Source organism: Streptomyces sp. NPDC050856 (assembly GCF_040653855.1).
Taxonomy (GTDB): Bacteria; Actinomycetota; Actinomycetes; order Streptomycetales; family Streptomycetaceae; genus Streptomyces.
Window position 1 is genome coordinate 54,631 of record NZ_JBFAGV010000030.1, and the last position, 26,215, is coordinate 80,845.

Annotated in this window: 22 protein-coding genes and 1 tRNA gene; 13 read left to right on the top strand and 10 right to left on the bottom strand. The window is 72.5% G+C overall.

Annotation, left to right across the window (positions count from 1 at the left end):
- The first annotated feature begins 516 nt into the window (after positions 1-516).
- The 4 genes from AB0H53_RS23640 to AB0H53_RS23655 all read left to right on the top strand — a co-directional run bounded on the left by AB0H53_RS23640 (position 517) and on the right by AB0H53_RS23655 (position 3,720).
- Complete coding sequence (locus AB0H53_RS23640) at positions 517-999, top strand: hypothetical protein (RefSeq protein ID WP_362116707.1); 483 nt, start codon at positions 517-519, stop codon at positions 997-999.
- A 61-nt stretch (positions 1,000-1,060) separates the two neighbouring features.
- Positions 1,061-1,537: a pyridoxamine 5'-phosphate oxidase family protein gene (locus AB0H53_RS23645; protein ID WP_362116710.1), complete on the top strand. Its 477-nt coding sequence runs from the start codon at positions 1,061-1,063 to the stop codon at positions 1,535-1,537.
- Between the two features lie 261 nt (positions 1,538-1,798).
- Positions 1,799-2,002, top strand: coding sequence for a cold-shock protein (locus tag AB0H53_RS23650; RefSeq protein WP_003969786.1), 204 nt, complete (start codon positions 1,799-1,801; stop codon positions 2,000-2,002).
- An 89-nt stretch (positions 2,003-2,091) separates the two neighbouring features.
- Positions 2,092-3,720 (top strand): DEAD/DEAH box helicase, encoded by a 1,629-nt coding sequence (locus AB0H53_RS23655; RefSeq protein WP_362116713.1) that lies wholly within the window; start codon positions 2,092-2,094, stop codon positions 3,718-3,720.
- Between the two features lie 773 nt (positions 3,721-4,493).
- Here the strand turns inward: AB0H53_RS23655 and AB0H53_RS23660 are convergent.
- The 4 genes from AB0H53_RS23660 to AB0H53_RS23675 all read right to left on the bottom strand — a co-directional run bounded on the left by AB0H53_RS23660 (position 4,494) and on the right by AB0H53_RS23675 (position 8,178).
- Positions 4,494-5,309 (bottom strand): Crp/Fnr family transcriptional regulator, encoded by an 816-nt coding sequence (locus AB0H53_RS23660; RefSeq protein WP_362116716.1) that lies wholly within the window; start codon positions 5,307-5,309, stop codon positions 4,494-4,496.
- Entirely contained in the window at positions 5,309-5,503 is a 195-nt protein-coding gene (locus tag AB0H53_RS23665) for a hypothetical protein (RefSeq protein ID WP_362116719.1), read from the bottom strand. The genes AB0H53_RS23660 and AB0H53_RS23665 overlap by 1 nt, the downstream gene beginning before the upstream one ends.
- Before the next feature lie 659 nt (positions 5,504-6,162).
- Positions 6,163-7,161 (bottom strand): ankyrin repeat domain-containing protein, encoded by a 999-nt coding sequence (locus tag AB0H53_RS23670; RefSeq protein ID WP_362116722.1) that lies wholly within the window; start codon positions 7,159-7,161, stop codon positions 6,163-6,165.
- A gap of 93 nt (positions 7,162-7,254) precedes the next feature.
- Positions 7,255-8,178, bottom strand: coding sequence for a hypothetical protein (locus AB0H53_RS23675; RefSeq protein ID WP_362116725.1), 924 nt, complete (start codon positions 8,176-8,178; stop codon positions 7,255-7,257).
- 193 nt (positions 8,179-8,371) lie between these two features.
- Here AB0H53_RS23675 and AB0H53_RS23680 point away from each other — a divergent pair, with 193 nt between their 5' ends.
- The 6 genes from AB0H53_RS23680 to AB0H53_RS23705 all read left to right on the top strand — a co-directional run bounded on the left by AB0H53_RS23680 (position 8,372) and on the right by AB0H53_RS23705 (position 16,277).
- A complete protein-coding gene (locus tag AB0H53_RS23680) occupies positions 8,372-9,145 on the top strand; it encodes a serine protease (RefSeq protein ID WP_362116728.1) in 774 nt (257 codons plus the stop codon).
- Positions 9,146-9,415: 270 nt separating this feature from the next.
- Positions 9,416-10,297, top strand: a complete 882-nt coding sequence (locus AB0H53_RS23685) for an AraC family transcriptional regulator (RefSeq protein WP_362116731.1) — start codon at positions 9,416-9,418, stop codon at positions 10,295-10,297.
- 11 nt (positions 10,298-10,308) lie between these two features.
- Positions 10,309-10,635 carry a chorismate mutase gene (locus tag AB0H53_RS23690; RefSeq protein WP_362116734.1) on the top strand — a complete coding sequence of 109 codons (327 nt, stop codon included), beginning with the start codon at positions 10,309-10,311 and terminating at the stop codon, positions 10,633-10,635.
- A 138-nt stretch (positions 10,636-10,773) separates the two neighbouring features.
- Entirely contained in the window at positions 10,774-13,260 is a 2,487-nt protein-coding gene (gene pepN / locus AB0H53_RS23695; RefSeq protein WP_362116737.1) for an aminopeptidase N, read from the top strand.
- Between the two features lie 234 nt (positions 13,261-13,494).
- Positions 13,495-14,871, top strand: a complete 1,377-nt coding sequence (locus AB0H53_RS23700; RefSeq protein WP_362116740.1) for an aminotransferase class V-fold PLP-dependent enzyme — start codon at positions 13,495-13,497, stop codon at positions 14,869-14,871.
- Positions 14,868-16,277, top strand: coding sequence for a SidA/IucD/PvdA family monooxygenase (locus AB0H53_RS23705; RefSeq protein WP_362116743.1), 1,410 nt, complete (start codon positions 14,868-14,870; stop codon positions 16,275-16,277). The genes AB0H53_RS23700 and AB0H53_RS23705 overlap by 4 nt, the downstream gene beginning before the upstream one ends.
- Positions 16,278-16,338: 61 nt before the next feature.
- On the opposite strand, the gene AB0H53_RS23710 is transcribed toward AB0H53_RS23705, so the two are convergent.
- On the bottom strand, positions 16,339-18,147 hold the full coding sequence (locus AB0H53_RS23710) for a 5'-nucleotidase C-terminal domain-containing protein (RefSeq protein ID WP_362116746.1): 1,809 nt from the start codon (positions 18,145-18,147) through the stop codon (positions 16,339-16,341).
- Between the two features lie 127 nt (positions 18,148-18,274).
- Here AB0H53_RS23710 and AB0H53_RS23715 point away from each other — a divergent pair, with 127 nt between their 5' ends.
- Both AB0H53_RS23715 and pyk read left to right on the top strand, forming a co-directional pair.
- Positions 18,275-18,970, top strand: a complete 696-nt coding sequence (locus tag AB0H53_RS23715; protein WP_362116749.1) for an SIMPL domain-containing protein — start codon at positions 18,275-18,277, stop codon at positions 18,968-18,970.
- Positions 18,971-19,114: 144 nt separating this feature from the next.
- On the top strand, positions 19,115-20,545 hold the full coding sequence (pyk, locus tag AB0H53_RS23720; RefSeq protein ID WP_362116752.1) for a pyruvate kinase: 1,431 nt from the start codon (positions 19,115-19,117) through the stop codon (positions 20,543-20,545).
- A gap of 106 nt (positions 20,546-20,651) precedes the next feature.
- On the opposite strand, the gene AB0H53_RS23725 is transcribed toward pyk, so the two are convergent.
- Positions 20,652-20,724 (bottom strand) — tRNA-Leu (locus tag AB0H53_RS23725).
- A 98-nt stretch (positions 20,725-20,822) separates the two neighbouring features.
- Here AB0H53_RS23725 and AB0H53_RS23730 point away from each other — a divergent pair.
- Positions 20,823-21,476, top strand: a complete 654-nt coding sequence (locus tag AB0H53_RS23730; RefSeq protein ID WP_362116755.1) for a response regulator — start codon at positions 20,823-20,825, stop codon at positions 21,474-21,476.
- A gap of 101 nt (positions 21,477-21,577) precedes the next feature.
- Here the strand turns inward: AB0H53_RS23730 and AB0H53_RS23735 are convergent, their stop codons facing one another.
- From AB0H53_RS23735 to AB0H53_RS23750, 4 genes are read right to left on the bottom strand one after another with little or no spacing between them, the layout of a single operon-like run.
- Entirely contained in the window at positions 21,578-22,294 is a 717-nt protein-coding gene (locus AB0H53_RS23735) for an ABC transporter ATP-binding protein (protein WP_362116758.1), read from the bottom strand.
- Complete coding sequence (locus AB0H53_RS23740; protein WP_362116761.1) at positions 22,291-23,307, bottom strand: ABC transporter ATP-binding protein; 1,017 nt, start codon at positions 23,305-23,307, stop codon at positions 22,291-22,293. Before AB0H53_RS23740 ends, AB0H53_RS23735 begins: the two co-directional genes overlap by 4 nt.
- 6 nt (positions 23,308-23,313) lie before the next feature.
- Positions 23,314-25,125 (bottom strand): branched-chain amino acid ABC transporter permease, encoded by a 1,812-nt coding sequence (locus AB0H53_RS23745; RefSeq protein WP_362116776.1) that lies wholly within the window; start codon positions 25,123-25,125, stop codon positions 23,314-23,316.
- A 5-nt stretch (positions 25,126-25,130) separates the two neighbouring features.
- Positions 25,131-26,060: a branched-chain amino acid ABC transporter permease gene (locus AB0H53_RS23750; RefSeq protein WP_362116764.1), complete on the bottom strand. Its 930-nt coding sequence runs from the start codon at positions 26,058-26,060 to the stop codon at positions 25,131-25,133.
- Positions 26,061-26,215 lie beyond the last annotated feature (155 nt).

Sequence of the window (26,215 nt, forward strand, 5' to 3'; positions counted from 1 at the left end):
CGACGAGGAGCACGCGCTCTTACAGGCGCTGGGGCTGCCCCTGCCGCGCACCTTCGGCGAGGGCGCCGTCGGGGAGATCATCGACAAGGCCCCGCACGCCGGGGACCCCTACGGGAGGCGAGGCACCCGCCGTGGATGCCATGCGCACACACGTGGACACCTTCTTGTCCGCCCTGCAGGACATCGCCGCCGGCCGGCGGCGGTTGCCCACCAGCCGCCCCCCCCGGTTCACCGCCGAACGGCAGGTGGCCGCGGCCGAGGCCACCGGGCACCTGCTGCGCGGCCACTTCGCCGACGTCAGGGCGGTACGGACCGCGTGCGGCGGCTGCCGCTCGGGGAGGAGCTGTGAGGGCCGTCCCACGGCGCGTGCGGGTCGGTTCGCCCGCCCGGGGCGTCCCACGCCACCGATGGCGGCGGCACACTGCGCCACCCGCGTGATTCCGCCCGCCCGGACGTGGCCCCGGCGTGTGGCGGGGTAGTGCTGCTGACCACAACGACGGGACAGGAGACACACCCATGCGCCGCGCAGGATTCGTGGTCGCCGCGGCGACCACCCTCATGCTGGGAGCGGGCGGACCGGGCTGGACGAGCCCCACCGCCGCCGCGACCGGCACCTCGACGCCGGACCCGGCGCCGCGAGCCACCTCGACCTCGACCGCCGTCGTCTCCTCCAGCTGGGGGGACCGCGTCCGGATCGAGATGTCCTGGACCGAGCGGCACACCATCGGGGGCGCGACGCTCACCGTCTCCGACCGCACCTGCGACGACCGGCCCGTCCGCGTCACCCTGACCGTCGCCACCGGCGACGGCGGCACGGCCTCGCTGGGCGACCGCCACAACACCGGCGGTTGCGGCACCGACGCCCACTTCCGCGACATCAACGCCGTCCACCCGGACGGAGTCCGCCGGCTGACCATGGCCATCTGCCGGCAGGTACCGGGCGAGGCCGACCACTGCGAGACCCGGTACACCGCCGTGTCCGGCGCCAACCGGCCCTGAGCGGGAACGGAACCGGGATACCCGACAGAGGGTGTCGGGTATCCGGGGTTTCCTGAACGTCATGGCACACACATGGGCGGACTTCCAGGCGGCGGAGCCGGACTTCGCCGAGACCGTGCGGCAGCGTTTCGCGGCCTACCCGCACCACGTCCTGGGCACCCTGCGCGGTGACGGCTCACCGAGGCTGAGCGGCCTGGAGGTGGACTTCCGGTCCGGGGAGCTGTGGCTGGGCATGATGCCCCGCTCCCGCAAGGCCCTGGACCTGCGGCGCGACCCGCGGTTCGCGCTGCACACCAACCCGGGGGGCGGTACGGACATGGGCGGCGGTGACGTACGGGTCGACGGGCGGGCCGTGGAGGTGACCGACCCGACGGACCTCGCCCGGTACGCCCGCGAGGCCGATCCGCCCCAGCCGTTCCACCTCTTCCGGGCCGAGCTCACCGGGGTCGTGCGCGTCCGTGTCGAGGACGACCGCCTCGTCGTGCAGGTCTGGCACCCGGGCCGGCCGCTGCGCACCGCGCGGCGCGGGAACGACTGAGGCCCGCCCGGCCGCGGCACACCGGCGGCCGGCCGGACGTTCCACCAGCGGCGGAGGCCGGCCGGAGGGTCAACGCGGGGCCGTGGCCGGGAGTATGGCGTACGCCACAGCGGCGTCCCGCGAGCCCGTGCTACGATTTTTCCCGTTGCAGTTTTGGTACCCATGAACTTTATGTGCGCCTGACGGGAATGCTCCGCAGGCGCTTTTATTGTTTTTACCGGTCATCTCCGGATGGGGCCTACGACCATCAAGGAGATACACATGGCTACTGGAACCGTGAAGTGGTTCAACTCGGAAAAGGGCTTCGGCTTCATCGAGCAGGACGGCGGCGGCGCCGACGTCTTCGCCCACTACTCCAACATCGCCACCTCGGGCTTCCGTGAGCTCCAGGAGGGCCAGAAGGTTTCCTTCGACGTCACGCAGGGCCAGAAGGGCCCGCAGGCGGAGAACATCGTCCCGGCCTGATCACCGGACGCGAACCTCGCAGCCGGGACCCGCACCTCGCAGGTGCGGGTCCCGGCTTGTGCTGTCCTCAGGCCCAGGAAGGCAACCGCATGACCCGACCCGAACGCCCCACCCGCAAGCGCGCCGCGCAGCCGGGCGGCCCCGCCCGCAACTCCGGACGTCGCGGCGCCACCGCGTCCCCGACGTCCCCGCCGCCCCCGCGCGAGTTCACCCTGCCGGAGACCGGCACCCCCGCGCTCCCCGCGGTCGCGGCCTTCGGCGAGCTGGACATGCCCGCCGCCCTGCTCAAGACGCTCACCGCCCAGGGCGTCACCGAGCCGTTCCCCATCCAGGCCGCCACGCTGCCGAACTCCCTCGCCGGCCGGGACATCCTCGGCCGCGGGCGCACCGGCTCCGGCAAGACCCTCGCCTTCGGCCTCGCCCTGCTCGCCCGCACCGCGGGCCGCCGCGCCGAGCCGACGGCCCCCCTCGCGATGGTCCTGGTGCCCACCCGCGAGCTGGCCCAGCAGGTGACGGACGCCCTCACCCCGTACGCCACCTCCGTGCAGCTGCGGATGGCCACCGTCGTCGGCGGCATGTCGATCACCAAGCAGGCGGGTGCGCTGCGGCGCGGCGCCGAGGTCCTGGTGGCCACCCCCGGCCGTCTGAAGGACCTCATCGAGCGCGGCGACTGCCGGCTCGACCAGGTCGCGGTGACCGTGCTGGACGAGGCCGACCAGATGGCCGACATGGGCTTCCTGCCGCAGGTCACGGCGCTGCTGAAGCAGGTCGAGCCGGACGGTCAGCGGATGCTGTTCTCCGCGACGCTCGACAAGAACATCGACCGGCTGGTGCGGATGTTCCTCACCGACCCGGTCGTGCACTCGGTCGACCCGTCGGCGGGCGCGGTCTCCACCATGGAGCACCACCTGCTGTACGTGGCCGACGAGACCGACAAGAAGGCCGTCACCGCGCGCATCGCGGCCCGCGACGGCCGGGTCATCATGTTCCTGGACACCAAGCGCTCGGTGGACCGGCTGGTCAAGCGGCTGCTGTCGAGCGGCGTACGGGCGGCGGGACTGCACGGCGGCCGTTCGCAGCCGCAGCGCAACCGCACCCTGGAGCAGTTCAAGACCGGCCAGGTCACCGCGCTGGTGGCGACCAATGTGGCGGCCCGAGGCATCCACGTAGACGACCTGGACCTGGTCGTCAACGTCGACCCGCCCACCGACCACAAGGACTACCTGCACCGTGGTGGGCGCACCGCCCGCGCGGGTGAGTCCGGCAGTGTCGTCACCCTGGTCCTGCCGGAGCAGAAGCACGACATGAGCCGGCTGATGTCCCACGCGGGCATCACCCCGCGCTCGGCCCGCGTCAAGTCGACGGACGAGGAGCTGGCCCGGGTCACCGGCGCCCGTGAGCCGTCCGGCGTGCCGGTGACCGTCGAGGTCCCGCAGCCGGCCGTCCAGGCCCCCAAGTCCGGCGGCACCGCGCGCCGCCGTCCCCGCCGCGGCGGCGGCGGGCCGGGCACGGGCACCGGGACGGGGAGCGCGGCCGGCGGCGGCGCGGGCTCCGCGGGCCGCACCCGCGGTGAGCGTACCGAGCGGGCCGGCGCACCTCGCGCCGGCGCCCGCGCGGGCCGTGCCGCCACCGGCTCCGGTGAGCGCTCCGGTCGCGGTGGCAGCGGCCGTTCCGGGCGCGGAGCCCAGGGCGGTGGCGGTCGCCGCACCGCCGCGTGACCTGACGCGATACCGCCCAGGCACGGGCGGCCGGGCCCGGAGCACCGCCACGCGCGGGGCTCCGGGCCCGCTGTCGTTCCGGGCGTGTCCGGTCCGGTGCCCGTGGGTCCGGTGCGCCCGGGCCGGAGCCGGGGCCGGGCCGACCGGGGAGCCCCGGCGGTCCGTCACGGACCACCCCCACCCGTGGTGGCGGGCGGCGGGGACACGCGCCCGCGTGCCCCCGGACCGGCCGACGGCCGCCACTCCATGTCCCGTGCGGGGCCCCACCGGTCTCATCCCCGTTGTCGCGGCCGTCCAACTCGCCTCGCGGGAAGGGTGGTTGACGGCCTCGCCCCCTGGTCGGTCCGGCGGCCGTGACGACCGGCGGGCGGGCGGCGCGGGCGCGCTTCACCGGCCGGGGCTCCCGGGGCCCGGTGGGAGGGGCCGGGCGGGGGCGCGTCACGCCGTCGGCGCGGGCCCCGGCGTCCTGCGTCGCGCCGGGCGTGCCGGCCGCCCCGCCGACGGGTCCGCGGGCCCGTCGCGCCACGGCCTCACGCCGCACCCGGGCGCCGAGGCCCCGGCCGGAATGACGCACGCGCCCCGCCCGCCGGGAACACACCTCACCCGGAAAGGAGAAATCAGGCATTTTGTGGTCACGTCACTGCGGCTGCGCGTAATTCGGTCGTTTCTCGCCCCGGGATATTGCGCGGAACAGGTTCAGACCTGTGAAAGGGTGAAAGGGCGCCCGGCCGGGCCGGGTAATTCCGGCCGGCCGGGCAGCTGCGCACACCGGGCTAATCCGAGGAAGACAGGCTGTTGGCCAGCGTTCCGGGCGGGAAGTTGATCTCGCTGGTCTCCAGCAGCCGGCGGACCGAGGGGAACTCATAGGTGCGGTATCCGGTCACCACGGTGTTGTTCTGCCGGAGCGAGGCCAGCCCCGCCTCGACGGATCCGATGCTGAGGGAGAGCGCGTCGGCGAGGTCGGCCTGGGAAGGGCCCTCGACCATGAAGTCGTACTTCTTGCCAGGGACCGCGCAGTGCATCAGCAGGTGGGCCAGCAGCCCGCAGAGGCGCTGCTCCGGCCGGAGCGCGTGCCGGTTGTAGATGCGTTCGGCGGCTTCCATGCGGTTGGTGACGGAGCTGCCCAGCGCCTTGAGCAGGGGGGTGCTGGCATCGGCCAGCAGGCGCATCCGGTCCAGCGGGACGGCGAGCGTCCAGGTGTTGTTGTTGAGGCAGGTCGCCGTCGGGGCGGGGGCACGCTCGTCGAATATCTCGGCGTCGCCCAGGACGGCCCCCGCGCCCATGAGGCGGAGCGTGGCGGAGTTGCCGAACGGGGTGCGCTCGGCGACGCATCCCCTGAGCACGATGTGCACCATCGAGCCGACCCCGACGCCTCGTAAGACGTGCTTGCGGCTGTAGGTGCGGGAACTCGCCATCGACTCGCGGAGGACGGCCTGGATGTCCTTGGGCAGCTTGCGCAGGAAGGGGTTGCGGTCCAGCACCGTGACGGGCCGGCCGTACGTCTCGCGGTCGAGCCGGCCGGTGACGGCGTCGACCGTGTAGAACGACGAGCCGATCTGTATGGGCTCGTCGGGCTTCCAGAAGCCCATCACTTCACCCCCGGTCCGGCCTGCCCGTCGGCGGGCGCCGCCGGGGCGGTGGGCCGGGGCTGCGGCTGCGGCTGGAGGGAGTCGAAGACCCGGGGGAGTACGGCCACCATGGCGGTGATGGCGACGAGGACCGCGACGATACGGGCGGGGGCGGAGGCGAGCGCCTTGATCGCGAAGGCGACGGTGGCTGCCATGATCGCGACAATGAGCACCGCGGCCGCCAGGAACGCTGACATTTTCTCTATCACTCCGGACGTGAAATGAACTCGACTGAACGTGGCCGGTCTAGCTTTCGAAAGATCACGTGCCGGATTGGTGGTCCGGATGGCAATACATGTCTTCCGTTAACCAAAGACGATAACCCACGCCTCGGACAGCCCGGAGCCTGCTATGTCGACATGGAGCTCAAGCCGGGGCTCCCGCTCTCAATTCCCGAGAATTCAGGGGTTCGAGAGTTACCATCGGGTAATACCTGCTTTTTGGGGAGTGGGCTCCGTGCGGCCGCCGTTACATTCGTTGGGCTGACGTTGAACCCTGGCCGGTCTAGCGCCAGCGGTCGGGCCGGGGATCCCCAGGGGTGGTGCCCTGGGGGCCCGCCCGACGCCATCAGGGCCGGACGGAAGCGTCACTCACCAGGGTTATGGTGTCACACGCCGTGGTGGTGCACATGACAGCGCTGGAGGTGTCGCGGCACTCTCCCCATTTATGGGGCCATTCACTCGACGCCGCGCCGGAGTAACACCCGTGGGGCCAGTGGCCCGTTACGCCCGGAGGCTCCCGGCGGGCCGGTGACCCGGAGAGAGAGTTACGTCACACAGAGCGACTCCCTGCCCTGAGCCCGTCCGGACGGTCGTCATCCGACGGCTCCGGCGCCACCGGCCGCACCCGGCCCCCTGCCGCCGCCATCGCCGCCGCCAGGCGCCCGCCGGTCCGCCGCCGGGTCCGGCCCGGCCAGTACGTCCGCCGCCAGGGCGCGGCGCAGCGGGTCGCCGTCCGCACGCCACTCGGCCGCCGCGCGCAGCGTCTCCCGGTCGCCGCGCGCCCGCAGCGCCCGCACCGACTCGGTCCAGGTGTCGTGCGCCGGGTCGCCGCAGCCCAGGGCGCGCCCGGCCAGCTCCTCCGGCGGGGTCCGTACGCCCAACTCGGCCTCCAGGAGCGTCACGATCGCCGGGTGCCCCGTCTGGCGCTCCGCTCCCGCCGAGGGCACCCCGTCCCGCAGCAGCTCCACCACCACGGTGACCCCGCCGTCCTCCGCGACCCGCCGGGTGACCGTCTCGCAGTCGTCGCCGTACGCCTCGGCGAGTGAGTCCCGCAGCGCCCCCGCCACGTCCGCGTCCATCCACCGCCGTGCCTCGCGCAGCGCCTCCTTGCGGCCGGGCGCCCGGTGCGCCAGCAGGGCGCGCACCACCGAGGGGGAGCCCCGCCGGGCGGCGGCGACCAGCGGCAGCCCGCCGTCGGCGCCCGGCCGGCCGGGATCCGCGCCGTACTCCAGCAGCGCCCGCACCGTGCCGGTGTGCCCCTGCCCGACCGCCCAGGCCAGCGCGGTGAACCCGAACTCCTCCTCCTGGTCGGGGTCGGCCCCGGCGGCCAGCAGCGCCCGTACCGCGTCGGTACGGCCGGCGCTGGCCGCCCCGCACAGCGGCAGTTCCGCCCCGTGTCCCGGGTCCGCGCCCCAGGCGAGCAGCAGCCGCACGACGCCCGCGTGGCCGTTGACCGCCGCCTCGTGGAGCGCGCTCGACCCCGACGCGTCCTCCGCTCCGGCCGGAGCTCCCGCGCGCAACAGCCGTACGACCGCGTCCTCGTCCCCGCGGTACACGGCGCCGAACAACTTCTCCCCCAGGTCCTCCGTCATGGGCCCGACCCTCACCCGCGCCGGCCCGGGAACGCAACGTCGTTTCCCGGGCCCGCCCGCGGCGCCCCGGGTCGGGGGCGCCGCGGGCGGGCCCTAGGTGTCGCACTCCAGCACCGTCCGGCACAGCCCGCACCGCGCCCGTACCCGCCCCCGTACCGGCAGCCGGATGCGCTGGTGGCAGGTGGGGCACGGGAAGGAGACGCGCAGTCCGTCCGTCCCGCCCCGGCCGCCGCCCTCGAAGGCGTACGGGAGGCCGGGGGCGCCGGCGGCCGGCTCCGTGTGGTCCATGGCGTACCGCCGGTCCCTGGCGTACCGGTGCCGGCCCGCCCAGCCCGCCGCGGTCAGCGGCGGCAGCCGGGTGTCGCGCAGGGCCCGCGCCCGGCCCTCGGTGTACGCGGTGTACCCCTGGGGGCTCGTGAACCACGGCGCGGGGTCCTCGTCGAACACCAGCGCCCGCTTGGCCAGCACGTACCCGAACTCCTCCGGGGTGAGGTAGCCGAGCTTCTGGCTGGACACCTCGTCCTCGCGGTACGCGTCCAGCAGCAGCCATCCGGCGCCCAGGTACGCCGTCGCCGTGTCGGTGAGGATCTCGTTGTCACGCGTTCCGGGGAAGTTCAGATCCAGCCGGTGCAGCAGGACGTGGGTGATCTCATGGGCCAGTGCCGCCCCGATGTCCCGGCGGTGTGTCCGGAACCTGTCGTTCAGCTCGATGAAGTACTCCGGCCCCGCCGCCAGTTCGACACTCGCCGCGTGCTCCATCCCGCGGAAGCCCACCACCATCCGCGCGTCCGGCAACCGTAGCTGCCGCACCAGCGCCCGGGCCACCCGCTGCGCTCCCAGATGCAGGTCGTCACCGTCGGCGAAACCCACATCACCTGGGGAGACGCTGACTCCGTAGGCATACAGGCCGTCCCGCGAGATCCGCCGGTACAGCGCCGTGATCGCCGTCCGCACGGTGTCGAGGTGCGGATAGCCGTGTACGACCCCGCTGTCGTTCGCCACGTCCCGTACCCCCATGCACGACGCCGGTCCGACCTCCAGCGTACGGGCCCGGCGAGGGCCGCGCAGTGGCCGAAAAGACCCTCTTGTGACACGCGCGAGCGGCTCCGGATAATCCCGACCACGCCTTGATGAGCCCATGTCACCGTACTGCCTGGGGGCGAGGGTCTCGTCGTGCGCGCAAGGCCAACCCCCCACGGAAGGCAGAGAATTGAACAAGCTTCTTCGCGCGTTCCAGAGATGCGCCGCGGTCGCCGCGGTCGCCCTGGCCGCCATCAGCCTCCAGCCCCTCTCCGCGAACGCGGCTCCCCGGCCCGTCGTCGGCGGCACCCAGGCCGCCCAGGGCGAGTTCCCCTGGATGGTCCGGCTGTCCATGGGCTGTGGCGGCTCGCTCTACACGCCGCAGATCGTGCTCACCGCCGCCCACTGCGTCAGCGGCTCCGGAAACAACACCAGCATCACCGCCACCGCCGGTGTCACCGACCTCCAGAGCCCCACCGCCATCAAGGTCAGGTCCACCAAGGTCCTCCAGGCCCCCGGCTACAACGGCAAGGGCAAGGACTGGGCACTGATCAAGCTGGCCCAGCCGATCAACCTGCCCACCCTGAAGATCGCCACCACCACCGCCTACAACAACGGCACGTTCACCGTGGCCGGCTGGGGCGCCACCTACGAGGGCGGCGGCCAGCAGCGCTACCTCCGCAAGGCACAGGTGCCGTTCGTCTCCGACACCACCTGCAAGGCCTCCTACGGCAACGACCTCGTCCCGAGCGAGGAGATCTGCGCCGGCTACACCCAGGGCGGCGTCGACACCTGCCAGGGCGACTCCGGCGGCCCGATGTTCCGCAAGGACAACGCCGGGGCGTGGATACAGGTCGGCATCGTCAGCTGGGGCCAGGGCTGCGCACGGCCCGACTACCCCGGCGTGTACACCGAGGTGTCCACCTTCGCCTCCGCCATCCAGTCCGCGGCGGCCGGTCTGTAGCAGTACCCGCTGTACCCGCTGACAACGGGGGAGGGGCGGACCGCCGGCGGTCCGCCCCTCCGCGCACGGCGCCTCACGGCAGCCGCAGCGGTCGGCCGGCGGACGGTCCTCGTCGTCACCGACCGGAGGAACGGCCGCGGTCCCGCCCTCCGTCCGCCACCGGCCGCGTCCGGAATCGCCCTCTGGCGACCGACCGGCCCATGGACCAGGATCGGCGCTGTCCGGACGCGGGGAACGGTCCGCCGGCGGTCCGGCCGGGAGGGACGAGCGATGTACCACACCTGGATGCGCTACTTCACACCGAGCCCGCGGCACCTGGGACTCGGCCTGGTCTGCCTCGGCGTCGGCCTCCAGCACGGCGCCCTGCCCACCGTCGGCCCGCGCACCCTCGACCACCACGTGGCGGTCGTCGTCACCGCGGGCGGCGGCTGGTACCGGGCCCCCGACGGGCGGCGCACGGCGGTCACGGCGCCCGCGCTGATCTGGCTCCTCCCCGGCGTCCCGCACCACTACGCCCCGGACCCGGCCACCGGCTGGGACGAGGCGTTCGTCGACTTCACCGGCCCGGCCACCGCCGCCTACACCGAGCTCGGCTACATCGAACCCGACCGGCCCGTCGTCCCGCTGGCCGACACCACCCGCGCCCGCGCCGCCGTCGGCCGCATCACCCGGGCGGCCCGGCACGGCAACCCGCTCCTCGAGGTGGAGACCGCCGCCGCCGTCCACGAACTGCTCGTCGCCCTGCGCAGCGCCCGCGCCGACACCGACGCCGACCCCGTCCTGGCCCGCCTGGCCCGTGACGCCTGCCGGCCGCTGACCGTGGCCGAGCACGCCGCCCGGCACGGCATGACCCCCGCCGAGTTGCGCACCGCCGTCCGGCGCGGCGCCGGGTGCAGCCCCAGGGACTACCTGCTCGGCGTCCGGCTCGGCCGCGCCAAGGAGCTCCTGACCGCCACCGACCTGCCCGTCGCGGCCGTCGCCCGCCGCGTCGGATACGACGACCCGGCGTACTTCTCCCGGCTGTTCACTCGGCGGGTCGGTACCGCGCCGGTCCGCTTCCGCGAACAGCAAAGCCGCAGTGTCCCCGGCGGCTGGAGCACCCGTGTCCCGGATGCCGAACACCCGCCGACGATCACCCGGGATGCCGTCTAAGCTGCCAGGTCATGAGCACCAGCGACATCGACGAGTCCGTCCGCGCCGAGCTGAACCGGCTGCGCGAGAGCATCGACAACATCGACGCGGCGGTCGTCCACATGCTGGCCGAGCGTTTCAAATGCACCCAGCAGGTCGGCCTCCTCAAGGCCCGCCACCACCTCCCCCCGGCCGACCCGGACCGCGAGGCCCGCCAGATCACCCGGCTGCGCCAGCTCGCGGAGGACGCGAAGCTGGACCCGGCGTTCGCCGAGAAGCTGCTGAACTTCATCATCGCGGAGGTCATCCGCCACCACGAGACGATCGCCGGCAACCCCGCCGGCCACACCCCTTCCTGACCCGCGCCCGGCGCCCGGCCCGCCCCGTCCGCCGCCCGGCGCGCGGGTCCGGTCCCGGCCGGACCCGCGCCCGGCGCCCGCTCAGCCGGCAGCGGAACTCCCGTGCCCCGCCGCCGCCCCATCGGGCAGCATGTCCCCATGCCCGCACTGACGCGCGACGAAGCGCAGACCCGAGCCCAGCTCCTCGACGTCCACCGGTACACCGTCGACCTCGACCTGACCACCGGCGACGACGACACGTTCGACTCCACCACCCTCATCCGGTTCACCGCCCGCTCCGCCGGGGACACCTTCGTCGAGCTCAAGCCCGCGACCCTGCGCTCCGTCACCCTCGACGGCCGGCCCGTCGACCCCGAGACGCTCGCCGGCAACCGGCTGCCCCTCACCCTCACCCCGGGCGAGCACGAGCTGCGGGTCGACGCCGCCATGCGCTACTCCCGCACCGGCGAGGGCATGCACCGCTTCACCGACCCCGCCGACGGCGAGGTGTACGTCTACACCCAGATGTTCCTCGACGACGTACAGCGCGTCTTCGCCGCCTTCGACCAGCCCGACCTCAAGGCCGTCTTCGAGGTGGGCGTCACCGCGCCGGACGACTGGACCGTCCTCGCCAACGGCGTCACCACCCCCCACGGCGACGGGCGCTGGCAGGCGACCCCCACCCCGCCGATCTCCACCTACCTGGTCGCCGTCGCCGCCGGCCCCTGGCACTCGGTGCGCACCGAGCACGCCGGGCTGCCCTTCGGCATCCACTGCCGCCGCTCCCTCGCCCCCCACCTGGACACCGACGCCGAGGAGATCCTCGACGTCACCCGGCAGTGCTTCGACCGGTACCACGAGAAGTTCGACGAGCCGTACCCCTTCGACTCCTACGACCAGGCGTTCGTCCCGGAGTTCAACGCCGGCGCCATGGAGAACCCGGGCCTGGTCACCTTCCGGGACGAGTTCGTCTACCGCTCCGCCGTCACCGTCACCGAGCGGCAGACCCGCGCCATGGTCATCGCCCACGAGATGGCCCACATGTGGTTCGGCGACCTCGTCACCCTGCGGTGGTGGGACGACATCTGGCTGAACGAGTCGTTCGCCGAGTACATGGGCTACCAGACGGTCAACGAGGCCACCACCCGGTTCCCCGACACCTGGGTGGACTTCTCCGTCGCCCGCAAGGCCTGGGGGTACGACGCCGACCAGCGGCCCTCCACCCATCCGGTCGCCCCCGACCCCGACGCCGTGCCCGACACCGACTCGGCCCTGCTCAACTTCGACGGCATCTCCTACGCCAAGGGCGCCTCCGCGCTGCGGCAACTGGTCGCCTGGATGGGGGAGAAGGACTTCCTCGCCGGCATCAACACCCACTTCGCCCGGCACCGGTTCGCCAACGCCACCCTCGCCGACTTCATCGACAACCTCGCCTCCGCCACCGACCGGGACGTGCACGGCTGGGCCGAGGCGTGGCTGCGGACCACCGGTGTCGACGCCCTCACCCCCGCGTACGACCCCGCCGACGGCACCCTCACCGTCAACCACGCCGGCAGCCGCCCGCACCGCATCGCCGTCGGCGTCTACGACCACGACCTCGCCGACGACCAGCGCCTCGTGCCGCGCACCCGCCTCGACATCGACGTACCGCAGAGCGAGCCCGCCAAGGTCCCCGGCATCCGGCCCGCCCTCCTCGTCCTCAACGACGGCGACCTCAGCTACGCGAAGGTCCGCCTGGACGAGCACTCCTGGGCCACCGCCCTGCGCGCCCTGTCCGGCATCCCCGACCCGGTCACCCGCGCCGTCGTCTGGAACGCCGCCCGCGACATGGTCCGCGACGGCGAACTCGCCCCCGCCGCCTACCTGGACGCCGCCCGCGCCCACCTGCCGCACGAGAGGGACCTCGCCATCGTGCAGGGCGTCCTCGACTTCGCGGCCACCCAGGTCACCGACCTGTACCTCGCCCCGAAGGACCGCCCCGCCGCGCTCGCCCTGCTCACCGACCTCACCCGCGACCTCATCCGCCGCACCGAGGACGGCAACGACCCGGGGCTGCGGCTGACCGCCGTGCGCCACTTCATCGACGCCGCCGACCGGCCCGGTGCCCTCCAGGGCTGGCTCCACGAGGGCGCCGTCCCCGGCGGGCCCGACCTCGACCCGGCGCTGCGCTGGCGCATCCTCGCGCGGCTGGCCGTCCTCGGCGCCACCGACGAGGGGGGCATCGCCGCCGAACTGGACCGCGACCCCAGCGCCACCGGCCAGGAGGGCGCCGCCCGCTGCCGGGCCGCCCTGCCCACCGAGCGGGCCAAGGAAGCCGCCTGGCAGGCGATGTTCCACACCGACAGCCTGTCCAACTACCTGTTCACCGCCACCGCGCAGGGCTTCTGGCAGCCCGAACAGACCGAGCTGGTACGCGACTACGTGCCCCGCTTCTACCCCGACGCCACCGCCCTCGCCGCCCGCCGGGGCCCCGCCATCGCCACCGCCGCCGGCCGCTACGCCTTCCCGTCGTACGCGGTCGACGCCGAGGCGCTGCGCCTGGGCGAGGAGCGCCTGACCGACGACGGCCTGACGCCCGCCCTGCGCCGCCAGCTCGTCGACCGCCTGGACGACCTCCGGCGCGCCCTGCGCGTCCGTACCGCCTGACCCGGCGGGCCCCGGCGCCGACCGCCGGGGCCCGGTCCGGCCCCCGCGCCGGTCCGGGCCCCGCCCGCGGCGGGCCACCCGCCCCGCCCCGGCGCACCGCCCGGCCCCCGCCCAGCGGGACACATACCAGGCGCCGCACGCCCGGCTCCGCCGGTCGGTACCGCCGTCCCCCTTTCGGGTTGCGATGGGCCCGCACCCCGGCCACGCCCGGCGTGGCCGCGCCACGCTGGCAGCATGAGCACCCCGCCCCTCGCCGGAGGGCCCGCAGGCCCCCGTGCCCTGCGCCCCCTCCTCGGCACCGTGCTCGACGCCCTGCACGACGGTGCCGTCGCCCGTGGCGGCCCCCTCCCGGCCGGAGGGCCGGAAGCCGTCGCCGACCAGGTGCGGGACGCCGTCGGAGCCGTACTGCCCGACAGCGGAACCGGTGCCGAGGAAGCCCTGCGTACGCTGACCCGCACCCTCGCCCTGGGCGCCGCCGACCCCGCGCATCCCCGCTGCGCCGCCCACCTGCACACCCCGCCCCTGGCCGTGGCGGTCGCCGCCGACCTCGCCGCCTCCGCCCTCAACCCCTCCCTCGACTCCTGGGACCAGGCACCCGCCGCGGCCACCCTCGAAGCACTCGTCACCGAGGCCCTGGCCGCCGAGGTCCACCCCCGCGGGCCCGCCCCCGACGCCCTGGTGACCACCGGCGGCACCGAGTCCAACCAGCTCGCCCTGCTCCTCGCCCGTGAACGCCTCGGACCCACCGTCCAGACCGTCTGCGGCGCCAACGCCCACCACTCGCTGCGCCGCGCCGCCTGGCTCCTGGGCCTGCCCGAACCCGTCACCGTCCCCGCCCCCGCCGGCACCCTGGATCTCACCGCCCTGCACGCCGTCCTCACCGACCTGCGCGGCCCCCTCCTCGTCGCCGCCACCGCCGGCACCACCGACACCGGCCGGATCGACCCCCTCCCCGAGATCGCCGACCTGTGCGACGCCCATGGCGCCGAACTCCACGTCGACGCCGCCTACGGCGGGCCCCTGCTGTTCAGCCCCGCCCGCCGCCACCTCCTCACCGGCCTCGACCGCGCCCGTACCGTCGCCCTGGACCTGCACAAACTGGGCTGGCAGCCGGTCGCCGCCGGACTCCTCGCCGTACCGGACCGGGCTCTGCTCGCACCCCTCGGGCACACCGCCGACTACCTCAACGCCTACGACGACACCGATGCCGGACTGCCCGACCTGCTGGGCCGCTCCCCGCGCACCAGCCGCCGCCCCGACATCCTGAAGATCGCCGTCACCCTGCGCGCCCTCGGCCGAACCGGACTCGCCGCCCTCACCGACCAGGTCTGCGCCACCGCCGAACACCTCGCCGACCTCATCGACAAATCACCCGGACTCGACCTCTACGAGCGCCCGACCCTCACCACGGTGCTCTTCCGCCCCACAGACGCCTCCGACCAGGCCGTCGCCGCCCTCCGCCGGACCCTGCTCACCCAAGGACGCGCCGTCCTCGGCCGCGCGACCGCCGACGGCCGGCTCTGGCTCAAGGCCACCCTCCTCAACCCCCACACCACCCCCGACGACCTCGCGGACATCCTCCAACTCGTGGAAGGCGGCACCTCCCGATGACCGGCACACCCCCCCAGCAGCCCCAGGACCTCGTGGGCATCGGCATCGGACCGTTCAACCTCTCCCTCGCCGCCCTCGCCCACGGCGTGCCCGGCGGTCTGGCCACCGCCTTCTACGAGCAGCGCCCCGCCTTCCACTGGCACCCCGGCCTGCTCATCGAAGGCGCCACCCTGCAAGTGCCGTTCCTGGCCGACCTGGTGACCCTCGCCGACCCCACCAGCCCGTGGACCTTCCTCAACTACCTGCGCGCCCGGGAACGGCTCTACCCCTTCTACTTCTCCGAGACCTTCCACATCCAGCGTGCCGAGTACGACGCCTACTGCCGCTGGGTGAGCGGCCAGGTCCCCGGACTCCACTTCGGCCACCAGGTCGACGCCGTCCGCTGGAACCCCGAACGCGACCTCTTCGAGATCGACTACACCCAGCTCGGCACCGGCGGCGAAGCCGAGGCCCTCGGCCGCACCCACGCCCGCCACGTCGTCCTGGGGGTCGGCACCGAGCCGTACGTCCCCGACCCGCTCAGACCACTCGCCGAGGCCCCCGCGGTCCCCGTCCTCCACTCCGCCGACTATCTCGCCCACCGCGACCGGCTCATCGCCGCCGACCACGTCACCGTCATCGGTTCCGGCCAGTCGGGCGCCGAGGTCTTCCTCGACCTGCTGCGCGCCCGCCCCGCCGGCCGTGAGGGGCTGCACTGGCTGGCCCGTACCGAGGCGTTCACCCCCATGGAGTACTCCAAGCTCGGCCTGGAACACTTCACCCCGGACTACACCCGGTACTTCCACGCCCTGCCCGAATCCGTACGCGGTGACCTCGTCACCCGCCAGTGGCAGCTCCACAAGGGCATCGACACCGGCACCATCGCCGCCATCCACGACGAGCTCTACCGCCGCAGCCTGCACGGCGGCTGGCCCGACGCCGTCCTCACCCCCGGCGTCCACGTCCGTACCGCCGGCCGCGTCGGCACCACCAAGGTCGAGCTGCACCTCGAACACATCCAGCAGGGCACCCGGGACCGGATCACCACCGACGCCGTCGTCCTCGCCACCGGCTACCGCGAACGCCCCGTCGACCGGCTCCTGGCCGGCCTCGACCCCTACATGCGCCGTGACGCCGCCGACCGGCCCCGCGTCGACGACCAGTACCGGCTCGCCCTCGACCCCTGTGTCACCGGGTCCGTCCACGTCCAGAACGCCGAGACCCACACCCATGGCGTCGGCACTCCCGACCTCGGCCTCGCCGCGTGGCGCAGCGCCACCATCCTCAACTCCCTGACCGGCAAGCAGCCCTACCCGCTCCCGCGCCGCACCGCGTTCACCACCTTCGGCCTGCGGCCCCACCCGGCGCCCCGCCTGCCCGCCCAGAGCACCGCCACCCGGCTCACCCCGCTGGCCACCAACGGCTGAGACGTACGACGGCGGCGACCACCGGAGGCGGCCGCCGCCGTCGAACCCGGACGGACCGGGGTCAGAACACCGGCACGCCCTCCCGGGTCAGCCGCCAGTCCACCGACGCGAACCGGGCCGGGTCGACCGTGCCCGTCGCCTTCACCCACTGGATGATGGTGTTGCGGATCTCCTCCGAGTTGGCCCACACCTGCCGGGCCCCCGCGATGTGCGGGAACGCCCCGCCACCGCTCGCCCGGTAGTTGTTGACCGCCAGCACGAACCGCGCCGCCGGGTCCAGCGGCCGGCCCTCGAAGGACAGGTTCACTATCCGCGACCCGGCCGGCCTCGCGATGTCGATCTCGTACGTCAGACCCGACACCACGTCGTAGTTGTAGTCCGGCGTCCCCCCGGCGTTCGTCAGCTTCGCCGTGTCCACCGGCGCACCCGCCGGAGTCCGCGCGTAGTACCGCGCCGAGAACTCCAGGTACTCCCTGATCTGGGCACCGGTCAGCACCCGGGCCTCCAGGGTGTTCTCGAACGGGTACAGCCCCGCGGCGTCCCTGATCGTCACCTGGCCGGCCGGGATCCGTGCCGTGCGCGAGAAGCACGACGCCTGCGACAGCACCGGCAGCGACGCGTACTCACCGCCCGCCAGCGCCGCCCGCACCGTCTCGGTCTGCACGTGGTTGATCAGGTCGATGACCGGCTCGTCCCGCCACGGCGCCTCGGCCGTCGACATCGCGGCCGTACAGGTACCGATGACCTGGTTCACGTACGCCACGACCTCCCGGTGCTCATCGCCCAGCAGCCGGGTGATCCTCGGGTCCTCCTCCACCGTGTTGGAGTTCAGGACCGTGGCCCCCACCCGCTCCACCGTCCAGCGGCCCTTGCCCCACACCAGGTCGAAGTCGAACAGCGTCAGCCGCTGCCCCCACTTCAGCGGCTCCGACAGCACCACCTCCTCGCCGGTCTCCTTGTTGGTGACGCGGTACTCGGGGATCTCGGTGTGCGCGTGCCCCACCAGGATCGCGTCGATCCCCGGGACCTGCTCCGCCACCAGCGCCGCCGCGTTCTCGACGTACGGCAGCTGGTCCCCGTACGAGGACGTCCCGCTGGACCCGGAGTGCGCCGACACGATCACCACGTCGGCGCCCATCGAACGCAGCTTCGGCACCCACCGCGCGGCCTGCTCCTCCAGCCCCGGGAAGACCATCCGGCCGCTGACATTGGCCTTGTCCCAGATGGCGATGCCGGGATTGGTCAGCCCCAGGACCGCCACCCGCACATCGCGGCCGCACGGTGTGCGCAGCCGGTGCATGCTGTACGGGCGGAAGGCCGGGCGCAGTGTCCTGGCGTCCAGCGCGTTCGCGCCGAGCAGCGGGAAGTCGCACTGCTCCTCGAACTTCCGCAGCACCGGTATGCCGTAGTTGAACTCGTGGTTGCCCAGCGCGGCGGCGTCGTAGCCGATGGCGTTCATCGCCTGCGCCATCGGGTGCACCGGGCCGCTCGCGGCCGTGATCGGGTCGACCTTCGCGTAGTAGTACGAGAGCTGGGTGCCCTGGATGGTGTCACCCGCGTCGATCAGCAGCGTGTTGCGGCGGCCCTTCTCCGCGCGGACCCGCTCCACCAGCGTCGAGATCTTCGCCAGGCCGACATCGTTGTGCGCCTTGTCGTCGAACTCCTTGTCGGTGAAGTAGTCCCAGTTGAAGACGTTGCCGTGCAGGTCGGTGGTGCCCATGACGGTGAAGGAGTACCGCTTGCCACGCCCCGTCGGGGCCGCCGCGGGCTCCTGGGCGGCCAGCGCGGGCGCGGTTGCCCCGCCGGCGACGGCCACCCCGGCGCCGGCGGCGGCCGACCGTTCCAGGAACGTCCTACGGTTCAGCGGCATGTGATCTCCTTCGTTCAGTACCGTGCACAACGCGCGTAGATTCTGACCCGGAGACGACATCCTGCAATAGTCCTTCCAGATTGCGTTTCGATGACCACGCCGCCCGGCCACAACAGGGAGCCACGCCATGACCAGTGACCTGCCCTACGGAACCGCCGAAGCACCCCGCGTCGCCGTCCGCGGCGAGGCCCGACTCGAAGTCGACCCCGAGATCGCCCGCATCGGCATCACCGTCAGCGCCCGCGGCACCGACCGCCGCAGCGCACTGGACGACCTCACCCGCCGCAACACCACCGTCCTCGACCTCGTCAAGTCCTATGGACAGGCGGTCGAGAAGCTGGAGACCGGCGCCTTCTCCATCAGCCCCGAACTCACCCGCCACGGCCGCGCCGAACGGGTCCGCGCCTACCACGGGCGCGTCCACCTCACCGCGGAACTCACCGACTTCACCGCCCTCGGTGAACTCACCACCCGCCTCGCCGACCTGGAACTCACCCGCGTCGACGGACCCTGGTGGGCGCTGCGCCCCGACTCGCCCGCCCACGCCGAAGCCCGCCGCCGGGCCGTCACCGAAGCCGTCCAGCGCGCCCGCGAATACGCCCAGGCCCTCGGCACCGGGCTCGCCGCCCTCATCGAACTGGCCGACCTCGGGGCCGAGAACGCCACCCCCTACGGCGCGCTGCCCCCGGCCGCCGGCGGCGCCCGGATGGCCTTCGCCGCCGAAGCCGCCGACATCGCCCCCGCCCTGGACCTCGAACCCCAGCGCCAGACCGTCACCGCACAGGTCAACGCGCGGTTCACCATGCACCCGCCCCAGCTCTGACCGCTCCGCGGCCACCCCCTGGAGCGGCTCGTCGGAGCACGCCCGCGCACAATTCAACCCTTGTCAATTGGCTTTCACCCCCAGCTCGTTGAGTCGTCACCTCCGACCAACTCCCTACCCACCGGTAAGCCCTAGGCTCGAACCATGCGCCGAGCGAAGATCGTCTGCACCCTGGGCCCCGCCACCGACACGTACGACCAGATCAAAGCCCTGGTCACCGCCGGCATGGACATCGCCCGCCTCAACCTCAGCCACGGCACCTACGCCGAACACGAGGAGCGCTACCACCGCGTGCGCAAAGCCTCCGACGAAACCGGCCGAAGCGTCGGCGTCCTCGCCGACCTTCAAGGCCCGAAGATCCGTCTGGGACGCTTCCGCGAGGGACCGGTACTCCTTGAACGCGGCGACACCTTCACCATCACCACCGAACCCCACGTCCAGGGCGACCGCCACACCTGCGGCACCACCTACCCGGGGCTGGCCGACGACGTCACCCCCGGCGAACGCGTCCTCGTCGACGACGGCCGCGTCGCCCTCGAAGTCACCTCCGTCGACGGCCCCCGCGTCCACACCCGCGTCGTCGAGGGCGGCATGGTCTCCGACCACAAGGGCCTCAACCTGCCCGGCGTCGCCGTCTCCGTGCCCGCCCTGTCCGACAAGGACGTCGAGGACCTGCGCTGGGCCCTGCGCACGGGCGCCGACGTCCTCGCCCTCTCCTTCGTCCGCAGCGGGGACGACATCCGGGACGTCCACCGGGTCATGGACGAGGAGGGCCGGCGCGTCCCCGTCATCGCCAAGATCGAGAAACCCCAGGCCGTCGACAACATCGATGCCATCGTCGCCGCCTTCGACGGCATCATGGTGGCCCGCGGCGACCTCGGCGTCGAAATGCCCCTCGAACAAGTCCCCATCGTCCAGAAGCGCGCCATCAAACTGGCCAAGCGCAATGCCAAGCCGGTCATCGTCGCCACCCAGATGCTCGACTCGATGATCGACAACGCCCGCCCCACCCGTGCCGAGGCGAGCGACGTCGCCAACGCCGTCATCGACGGCACCGACGCCGTCATGCTGTCCGGTGAGACCAGCGTCGGCAGCTACCCGACCGAGACCGTCCGCACCATGAGCCGCATCGTCGAGGCGGCCGAGGAGGACGTCCTCGCCAGGGGACTGCCGCCGCTCACCGAGCGGAACAAGCCCCGCACCCAGGCGGGAGCCGTGGCCCGCGCCGCGGCGGAGATGGGCGACTTCCTCGGCGCCACGTTCCTGGTCGCCTTCACCCAGTCCGGCGACACCGTCCGACGCCTCTCCCGCTACCGGTCCCCGATCCCGCTCCTCGCCTTCACCCCGGACCCGGCCACCCGCTCCCAGCTCAACCTCACCTGGGGTGTGGAGACCTTCCTCGGCCCGCACGTCGACTCCACCGACGCGATGGTGGCGCAGGTGGACGAGGAACTCCTGAGGATCGGCCGCTGCCGCAAGGGGGACCTCGTCGTCATCACCGCGGGCTCCCCGCCCGGGGTGGCGGGCTCCACCAACCTGGTCCGCGTCCACCACATCGGCGAGAGCCTGAAGTAGCAGGGCCGGCGCCGGGCTCTGGGGGGGGGCACGGGGCCCGTCCGCCGGCTCACGACCGCGAGGGAGGACGCCCCGGAGAATGGGGACCTTGGAATCGAAGGCTAAGTGCCCCGGGTCGGATTCGAACCGACGCTGTCGGTGGTTTGAGCACCGTGTCTCTACCGCTGGACTACCGGGGCATCCTTCAAAAAGAAGGCTAGCGGAGACCCGCCGTGACTCAAACATACAGGAGCTAGGTAGGCTCATGTAGCAGTACCTAGCCGAACGAGGAGCCCGCGTGACCGCCCCCGAGTCTCCCCAGCCCGCCGCCGACGAAGACCAGTCGCACGTTCCGCCGCTGACGACCCGCGTCGTCATCGCCGAGGACGAGGCCCTCATCCGTCTCGACCTCAAGGAGATGCTCGAGGAAGAGGGCTACTCGGTCGTCGGCGAGGCCGGTGACGGCGCCCGCGCCGTCGAGCTGGCCCGGGAACACCGGCCGGACCTGGTCATCCTGGATGTGAAGATGCCCGTCCTGGACGGGATCTCCGCCGCCGAGAAGATCGCGGGCGAGTCGATCGCCCCGGTGCTGATGCTGACCGCCTTCTCGCAGCGCGACCTGGTCGAGCGGGCCAGGGACGCCGGGGCGATGGCGTACCTGGTGAAGCCGTTCAGCAAGAGCGACGTGGTCCCCGCCATCGAGATGGCGGTGTCGCGGTTCGCGGAGCTGAAGGCGCTGGAGAAGGAGGTCGCCGACCTCTCCCAGCGGCTGGAGACGCGCAAGCTGGTGGACAGGGCGAAGAGCATCCTGCAGACGCAGTACGGGCTGTCGGAGCCGGCGGCGTTCCGGTGGATCCAGAAGACGTCGATGGACCGGCGGATGTCGATGCAGCAGGTCGCCGAGGCGGTCATCGAGGACGCCGAGGAGAAGAAGGCGGCGAAGGGCCAGTAGCCGGCCGGGGCCGGGTGCGTCCGTTCGTCCGCACCGCACGAGAGGGCCCGCCCCGCACGCTCAGCGTGCGGGGCGGGCCCTCTCGTGCGCGTGGGCGGGGCTCAGTCCTCGCCGAGGTACGTCTTGCGGACGGACTCGTCGTGGAGGAGGTCCTGACCGGTACCGGAGAGCTTGATGGTGCCGGTCTCCATCACATAGGCCTGGTCCGCGAGGGAGAGGGCGGCCTGGGCGTTCTGCTCGACGAGCAGGATGGTGGTGCCCTGCTCCTTGAGCGCGGAGATGGTCTCCATGATCTTCTGCATCATGATCGGCGAGAGGCCCATGGAGGGTTCGTCGAGCATGAGCAGCTTGGGCTGGGACATGAGGGCGCGACCCATGGCGAGCATCTGCTGTTCGCCGCCGGAGAGGGTACCGGCGGCTTGCTTGCGTCGTTCGCCGAGGATGGGGAAGAGGTCGTAGGCGCGCTGGATGTCCTTCTCGATGCCCGGCTTGTCGTTCCGCAGGAAGGCGCCGAGCCGCAGGTTGTCCTCGATGGACATGCGGGGAAAGATGTGGCGGCCCTCGGGGGAGTGGGCGAGGCCAAGAGCGACGATCTTGTGTGCGGGGACCTTGCGCAGGGGCCTGCCGTCGAAGGTGATGGTCCCCGCGAGGGGTTCGAGGAGACCGGACAGGGTGCGCAGGGTGGTGGTCTTGCCGGCGCCGTTGGTGCCGATGAGGGTCACGACCTCACCGGCGCCGACACTGAAGGAGATGCCCTTGACGGCCTCGATCTTGCCGTAGGCGACCCTGAGGTCCTGGACCTCCAGGAGAGCGGTCACTTGCTGTCTCCTTCGGTGGTGGTGCTGTCCGCGCCGCCGGCCGGGGCCGGGTCCGTGGCGGGGGCCGGGTCGGCCTCGGCGGCCGGGGCCGTGGCCGGAGCGGTCTCCGGGTCCGGCCCGCTGTCCGTGGCCGGAGCGGTCTCCGGCTCCGGCTTCGTGCCGGTGCGTGCCTCCGCCGCTTCGACCTCGGCCACTTCCTCGCTGCCCGGGGCGCCCTCGAAGGGTGTGCCGAGGTAGGCGGCGACGACGCGTTCGTCGCCCTGGACGACGGCGGGGGTGCCTTCGATCAGCTTCTCGCCGCGGACGAGGCAGGCGACGCGGTCGCAGAGGTTGAAGATGAAGCGCATGTCGTGCTCGATGACCAGGACGGCGATGCCCTTGTCCCGGATGGCGAAGATGAGCTCCTCGGCGGCCCGGGTCTCCTGCGGGTTCATACCGGCCGTGGGCTCGTCGAGCAGGAGCAGTCCCGGGTCACTGGCCAGCGCGCGGGCGATCTCCAGCTTGCGCTGTTCGCCGTACGGGAGGTTGCGCGCCAGGTGGTCGGCCTTGGCCGCGAGCCCGGTGAACTCCAGGAGCTCCATGGCGCGTTCGCGGGACTCCTCCTCGGCCTTCTTGAAGCCGGGGAGGCGCAGCAGGGCCGACCAGAGGCCCTCCTTGGTGCGGGTGTGGCGGCCGACGAGGACGTTCTCCAGGACGGTCATGTTGGCGAAGAGCCGGATGTTCTGGAAGGTGCGGGCGATGCCGGCCTGGGTGACGAGGTGCGGCTTGGGCGGCAGGACGGTGCCCTGGTAGCTGACGCGGCCCTCGGTGGGGACGTACAGCCCGGTGAGGCAGTTGAAGAAGGTGGTCTTGCCGGCACCGTTGGGTCCGATGAGGCCGACGATCTCGCCGCTGTTGACGGTGAGGTTCACATCGCGGACGGCGGTGAGGCCGCCGAAGCGCATGGTGACACCGCTGGCGTCGAGGACGGTGGTGCTGGCCGGTGCGGCCGGGGTGGCTGTGGTGGTGGTCATGGTGTGTTACGCCCCCGCCTTGGTGATACCGACGGCGCCGTCGGGGAGCTTGTCGTCGTCGGGTACGTCGAGCTGGCCGGTCTCGTGGAACTCGAGCTGCTTCCTGCGGTCGGCGACCAGGCCCTCGGGGCGGTAGCGCATCAGGACGATGAGCGCGATACCGAAGAGGAGCAGCTGGTAGTCCTGCATGAACTGCAGCTTGGCCGGGATGAGGTAGAGCAGCGCGGCACCGATCAGGGGGCCGCCGATGGTGCCCATGCCGCCGAGGATGACCGCGGCCAGCAGGAAGGCGGAGTTGGGCGGTACGGACCCGGCGAACTGGTACTGCTCGGGGGTGACGCTGTAGCCGAGGTGTGCCTGCACGGTGCCGGCGAGTCCGGCGAGGGCCGCGCCGAGCGCGAAGGCCAGCAGCTTCAGCCGGAAGCCGTTGATGCCCATGGCGGTGGCGGCGGTCTCGTCCTCACGGATGGCGACCCAGGCGCGGCCGATGCGGGAGTCCGCGGAGCGCCGGAAGACCAGGACGACGACGGCGGTGAACAGCAGCATCAACAGGAAGTAGTTGCCGGACCTGGTGAGGTCGAAGCCGCCGACGGCGTGTGTGGTGCCGAAGTCGAATCCGAAGACGTTGAGGTCGGGAATGTTGGGGATGCCCTGGGCACCGTTGGTGAGGTCGGGGCCGCTGTTGCCGTTCAGGTTGAGCATGGCGAGGCGGAAGATCTCACCGAAGCCGAGGGTGACGATGGCGAGGTAGTCGCCGCGCAGCCGGAGGGTGGGGGCGCCGATGAGGACGCCGAACACCAGGGAGACGGCGGCACCGGTGAGGACGGCCAGCCAGAAGGGGAAGTGCAGGCCGATGGACGACTGGGGCGAGCCGGAGACCAGGGCGGCGGTGTAGGCACCGACGCCGAGGAAGGCGACGTATCCCAGGTCGAGGAGGCCGGCGAGGCCGACGACGACGTTGAGGCCCAGGGCGACGGTGGCGAAGATGAGGATGTTCGCCCCGATGAGGGTGAACTGGTCGTTGCTCTGGGTGAAGGGGAAGCAGATCGCGGCGGCGAAGGCGGCGCCCATCGTCACGGTGCGGTGCTTGGCGGTCAGCGCGGAGACCCGGGCGACGAGCCCGGCGCGGTTGATCGCGGTGAAGGCGAAGGCGACCGTGATGAGGAAGCCGATGAACAGCTCGGCGTAGTCGGTGTCGATGCCGTAGACGAAGACGTACAGACCGACCGCGAAGGCACCGACGATGATCAGGATCTCGGCCCAGGAGGTGAGCTCCTTGGCCCGGGCGGGGGCGGGCGCGGTGAGGCTGTGGCGCAGACGGGCCCAGGGGCCGGTACCGGTGTCGGCGTCGGGGGCGCGGTCGGCCGGGAGGCCGAAGGCGCCGATGACGGCGATCAGCGCGCCGGCGCCGGCGACCCAGGCGCCGGGCTCCAGGTTGACCAGGCCGCCGAGGGCGGCGGCGATGGCGGCGATGGCGTAGCCGGTGGTGCCCAGGACACCGAGGGCGAGGAGGCGCACCGGGCTGTTGGTGCCGCCGGGGGTGAGCCAGCGCAGCCCCTTGACGCCGTACCCGGAGAGCAGGAACAGCACGGTGAGGACGGCGCCGGTGAGGGTCAGGACCTGGAGGCCGCCGGGGTAGCCGGTGACGGTGAGGTCGCCGGGGAACTCGTCGGTCCAGGTCCAGGCGAGGAACGTGCCGGCGAGGGCGATGACGGAGCCCGCCAGGGCGGTGATCCGCGCGGTGGCCGCCGGCAGCGGGATGAGCGGGGTGGCCGCCGGGGTGCCGGCGGCGGGGGTGCTCCTGGTGATGGTGGTCATGGTGTTCACGCCCTGTCCGCGACTCGTTCGCCCAGCAGGCCCTGGGGACGGATGAGGAGGACGAGGATGAGCAGGCTGAAGGCCCAGACGTCCTTCCAGCCGCCGCCGCCGAAGAGTTCCATGCCGGGGATCTCCCCGACGTATCCGGTGGCGAGGGATTCGGCGACGCCGAGGACGACGCCGCCGAGCATGGCGCCGTAGATGTTGCCGATACCGCCCAGCACGGCGGCGGTGAAGGCCTTGAGGCCCATGATGAAGCCCATCCGGAAGCCGACCTGGCCGTTCTTGAGGCCGTAGGCGACGGCGGCGATGGCGGCGAACGCGGCACCGATGGCGAAGGCCATCACGATGATGCGGTCGGTGTTGATGCCCATCAGCTTGGCGGTGTCGGGGTCCTGCGCGGTGGCCTGCATGCCGCGTCCGGAGCGTGTCTTGGTGACGAAGAACCCGAGGGCCAGCATGCACAGCGGGGCGGCGATGAGGACGAAGATGTCGCCGCGCTGGATCGTGGCGCCGAGGATCTCGAGGGGCGCCCCGTCCAGCTGGGGGAAGGAACGGTCCTTCTTGGCGTCCGGGTAGAGCATCCAGACGGCTTGCTGGAGTGCGATGGACAGGCCGATGGCGGTGATCAGCGGGGCCAGCCGTGGCGCGCTGCGCAGGGGCCGGTAGGCGAAGCGTTCGGCTGCTGTCGCGACGGCGACGGAGACGAGGATGCCACCGAGGATCATCAGCGGGATGGCGGCGCCCAGGGAGAACCCGGACGGCAGGATGAGGAAGACGGTGAGGGCGCCGAAGCCCCCGACCATGAAGATCTCGCCGTGGGCGAAGTTGATGAGCTGGACGATACCGTAGACCATCGTGTAGCCGACAGCGATGAGTCCGTACATCGCGCCGAGGATGAGTCCATTGGCCAGCTGTTGCGGCAGTTCGTGCACCGCAGGGCCTCCGTGAAGTGGTTCGGATAAGGCGCCGCGGGGGGGGGGGGGGGGGGGGGGCCCCCCCCCGGGGGGGGGGGGGGGGCGGGGGGGGGGGCGGGTTAAGGGTTTTAGGCGCGGGGAACATTGGGGACCAACCGCCCCTAAAAGACCGG

Excerpts from the sequence above, each read along its gene's own strand:
- AB0H53_RS23640 (WP_362116707.1), top strand. The coding sequence starts at position 517 with ATGCGCCGCGCAGGATTCGTGGTCGCCGCGGCGACCACCCTCATGCTG.
- AB0H53_RS23645 (WP_362116710.1), top strand. The coding sequence starts at position 1,061 with ATGGCACACACATGGGCGGACTTCCAGGCGGCGGAGCCGGACTTCGCC.
- AB0H53_RS23650 (WP_003969786.1), top strand. The coding sequence starts at position 1,799 with ATGGCTACTGGAACCGTGAAGTGGTTCAACTCGGAAAAGGGCTTCGGC.
- AB0H53_RS23655 (WP_362116713.1), top strand. The coding sequence starts at position 2,092 with ATGACCCGACCCGAACGCCCCACCCGCAAGCGCGCCGCGCAGCCGGGC.
- AB0H53_RS23660 (WP_362116716.1), bottom strand. The coding sequence starts at position 5,309 with ATGGGCTTCTGGAAGCCCGACGAGCCCATACAGATCGGCTCGTCGTTC.
- AB0H53_RS23665 (WP_362116719.1), bottom strand. The coding sequence starts at position 5,503 with ATGGCAGCCACCGTCGCCTTCGCGATCAAGGCGCTCGCCTCCGCCCCC.
- AB0H53_RS23670 (WP_362116722.1), bottom strand. The coding sequence starts at position 7,161 with ATGACGGAGGACCTGGGGGAGAAGTTGTTCGGCGCCGTGTACCGCGGG.
- AB0H53_RS23675 (WP_362116725.1), bottom strand. The coding sequence starts at position 8,178 with ATGGGGGTACGGGACGTGGCGAACGACAGCGGGGTCGTACACGGCTAT.
- AB0H53_RS23685 (WP_362116731.1), top strand. The coding sequence starts at position 9,416 with ATGTACCACACCTGGATGCGCTACTTCACACCGAGCCCGCGGCACCTG.
- AB0H53_RS23690 (WP_362116734.1), top strand. The coding sequence starts at position 10,309 with ATGAGCACCAGCGACATCGACGAGTCCGTCCGCGCCGAGCTGAACCGG.
- pepN (WP_362116737.1), top strand. The coding sequence starts at position 10,774 with ATGCCCGCACTGACGCGCGACGAAGCGCAGACCCGAGCCCAGCTCCTC.
- AB0H53_RS23700 (WP_362116740.1), top strand. The coding sequence starts at position 13,495 with ATGAGCACCCCGCCCCTCGCCGGAGGGCCCGCAGGCCCCCGTGCCCTG.
- AB0H53_RS23705 (WP_362116743.1), top strand. The coding sequence starts at position 14,868 with ATGACCGGCACACCCCCCCAGCAGCCCCAGGACCTCGTGGGCATCGGC.
- AB0H53_RS23710 (WP_362116746.1), bottom strand. The coding sequence starts at position 18,147 with ATGCCGCTGAACCGTAGGACGTTCCTGGAACGGTCGGCCGCCGCCGGC.
- AB0H53_RS23715 (WP_362116749.1), top strand. The coding sequence starts at position 18,275 with ATGACCAGTGACCTGCCCTACGGAACCGCCGAAGCACCCCGCGTCGCC.
- pyk (WP_362116752.1), top strand. The coding sequence starts at position 19,115 with ATGCGCCGAGCGAAGATCGTCTGCACCCTGGGCCCCGCCACCGACACG.
- AB0H53_RS23740 (WP_362116761.1), bottom strand. The coding sequence starts at position 23,307 with ATGACCACCACCACAGCCACCCCGGCCGCACCGGCCAGCACCACCGTC.
- AB0H53_RS23745 (WP_362116776.1), bottom strand. The coding sequence starts at position 25,125 with ATGACCACCATCACCAGGAGCACCCCCGCCGCCGGCACCCCGGCGGCC.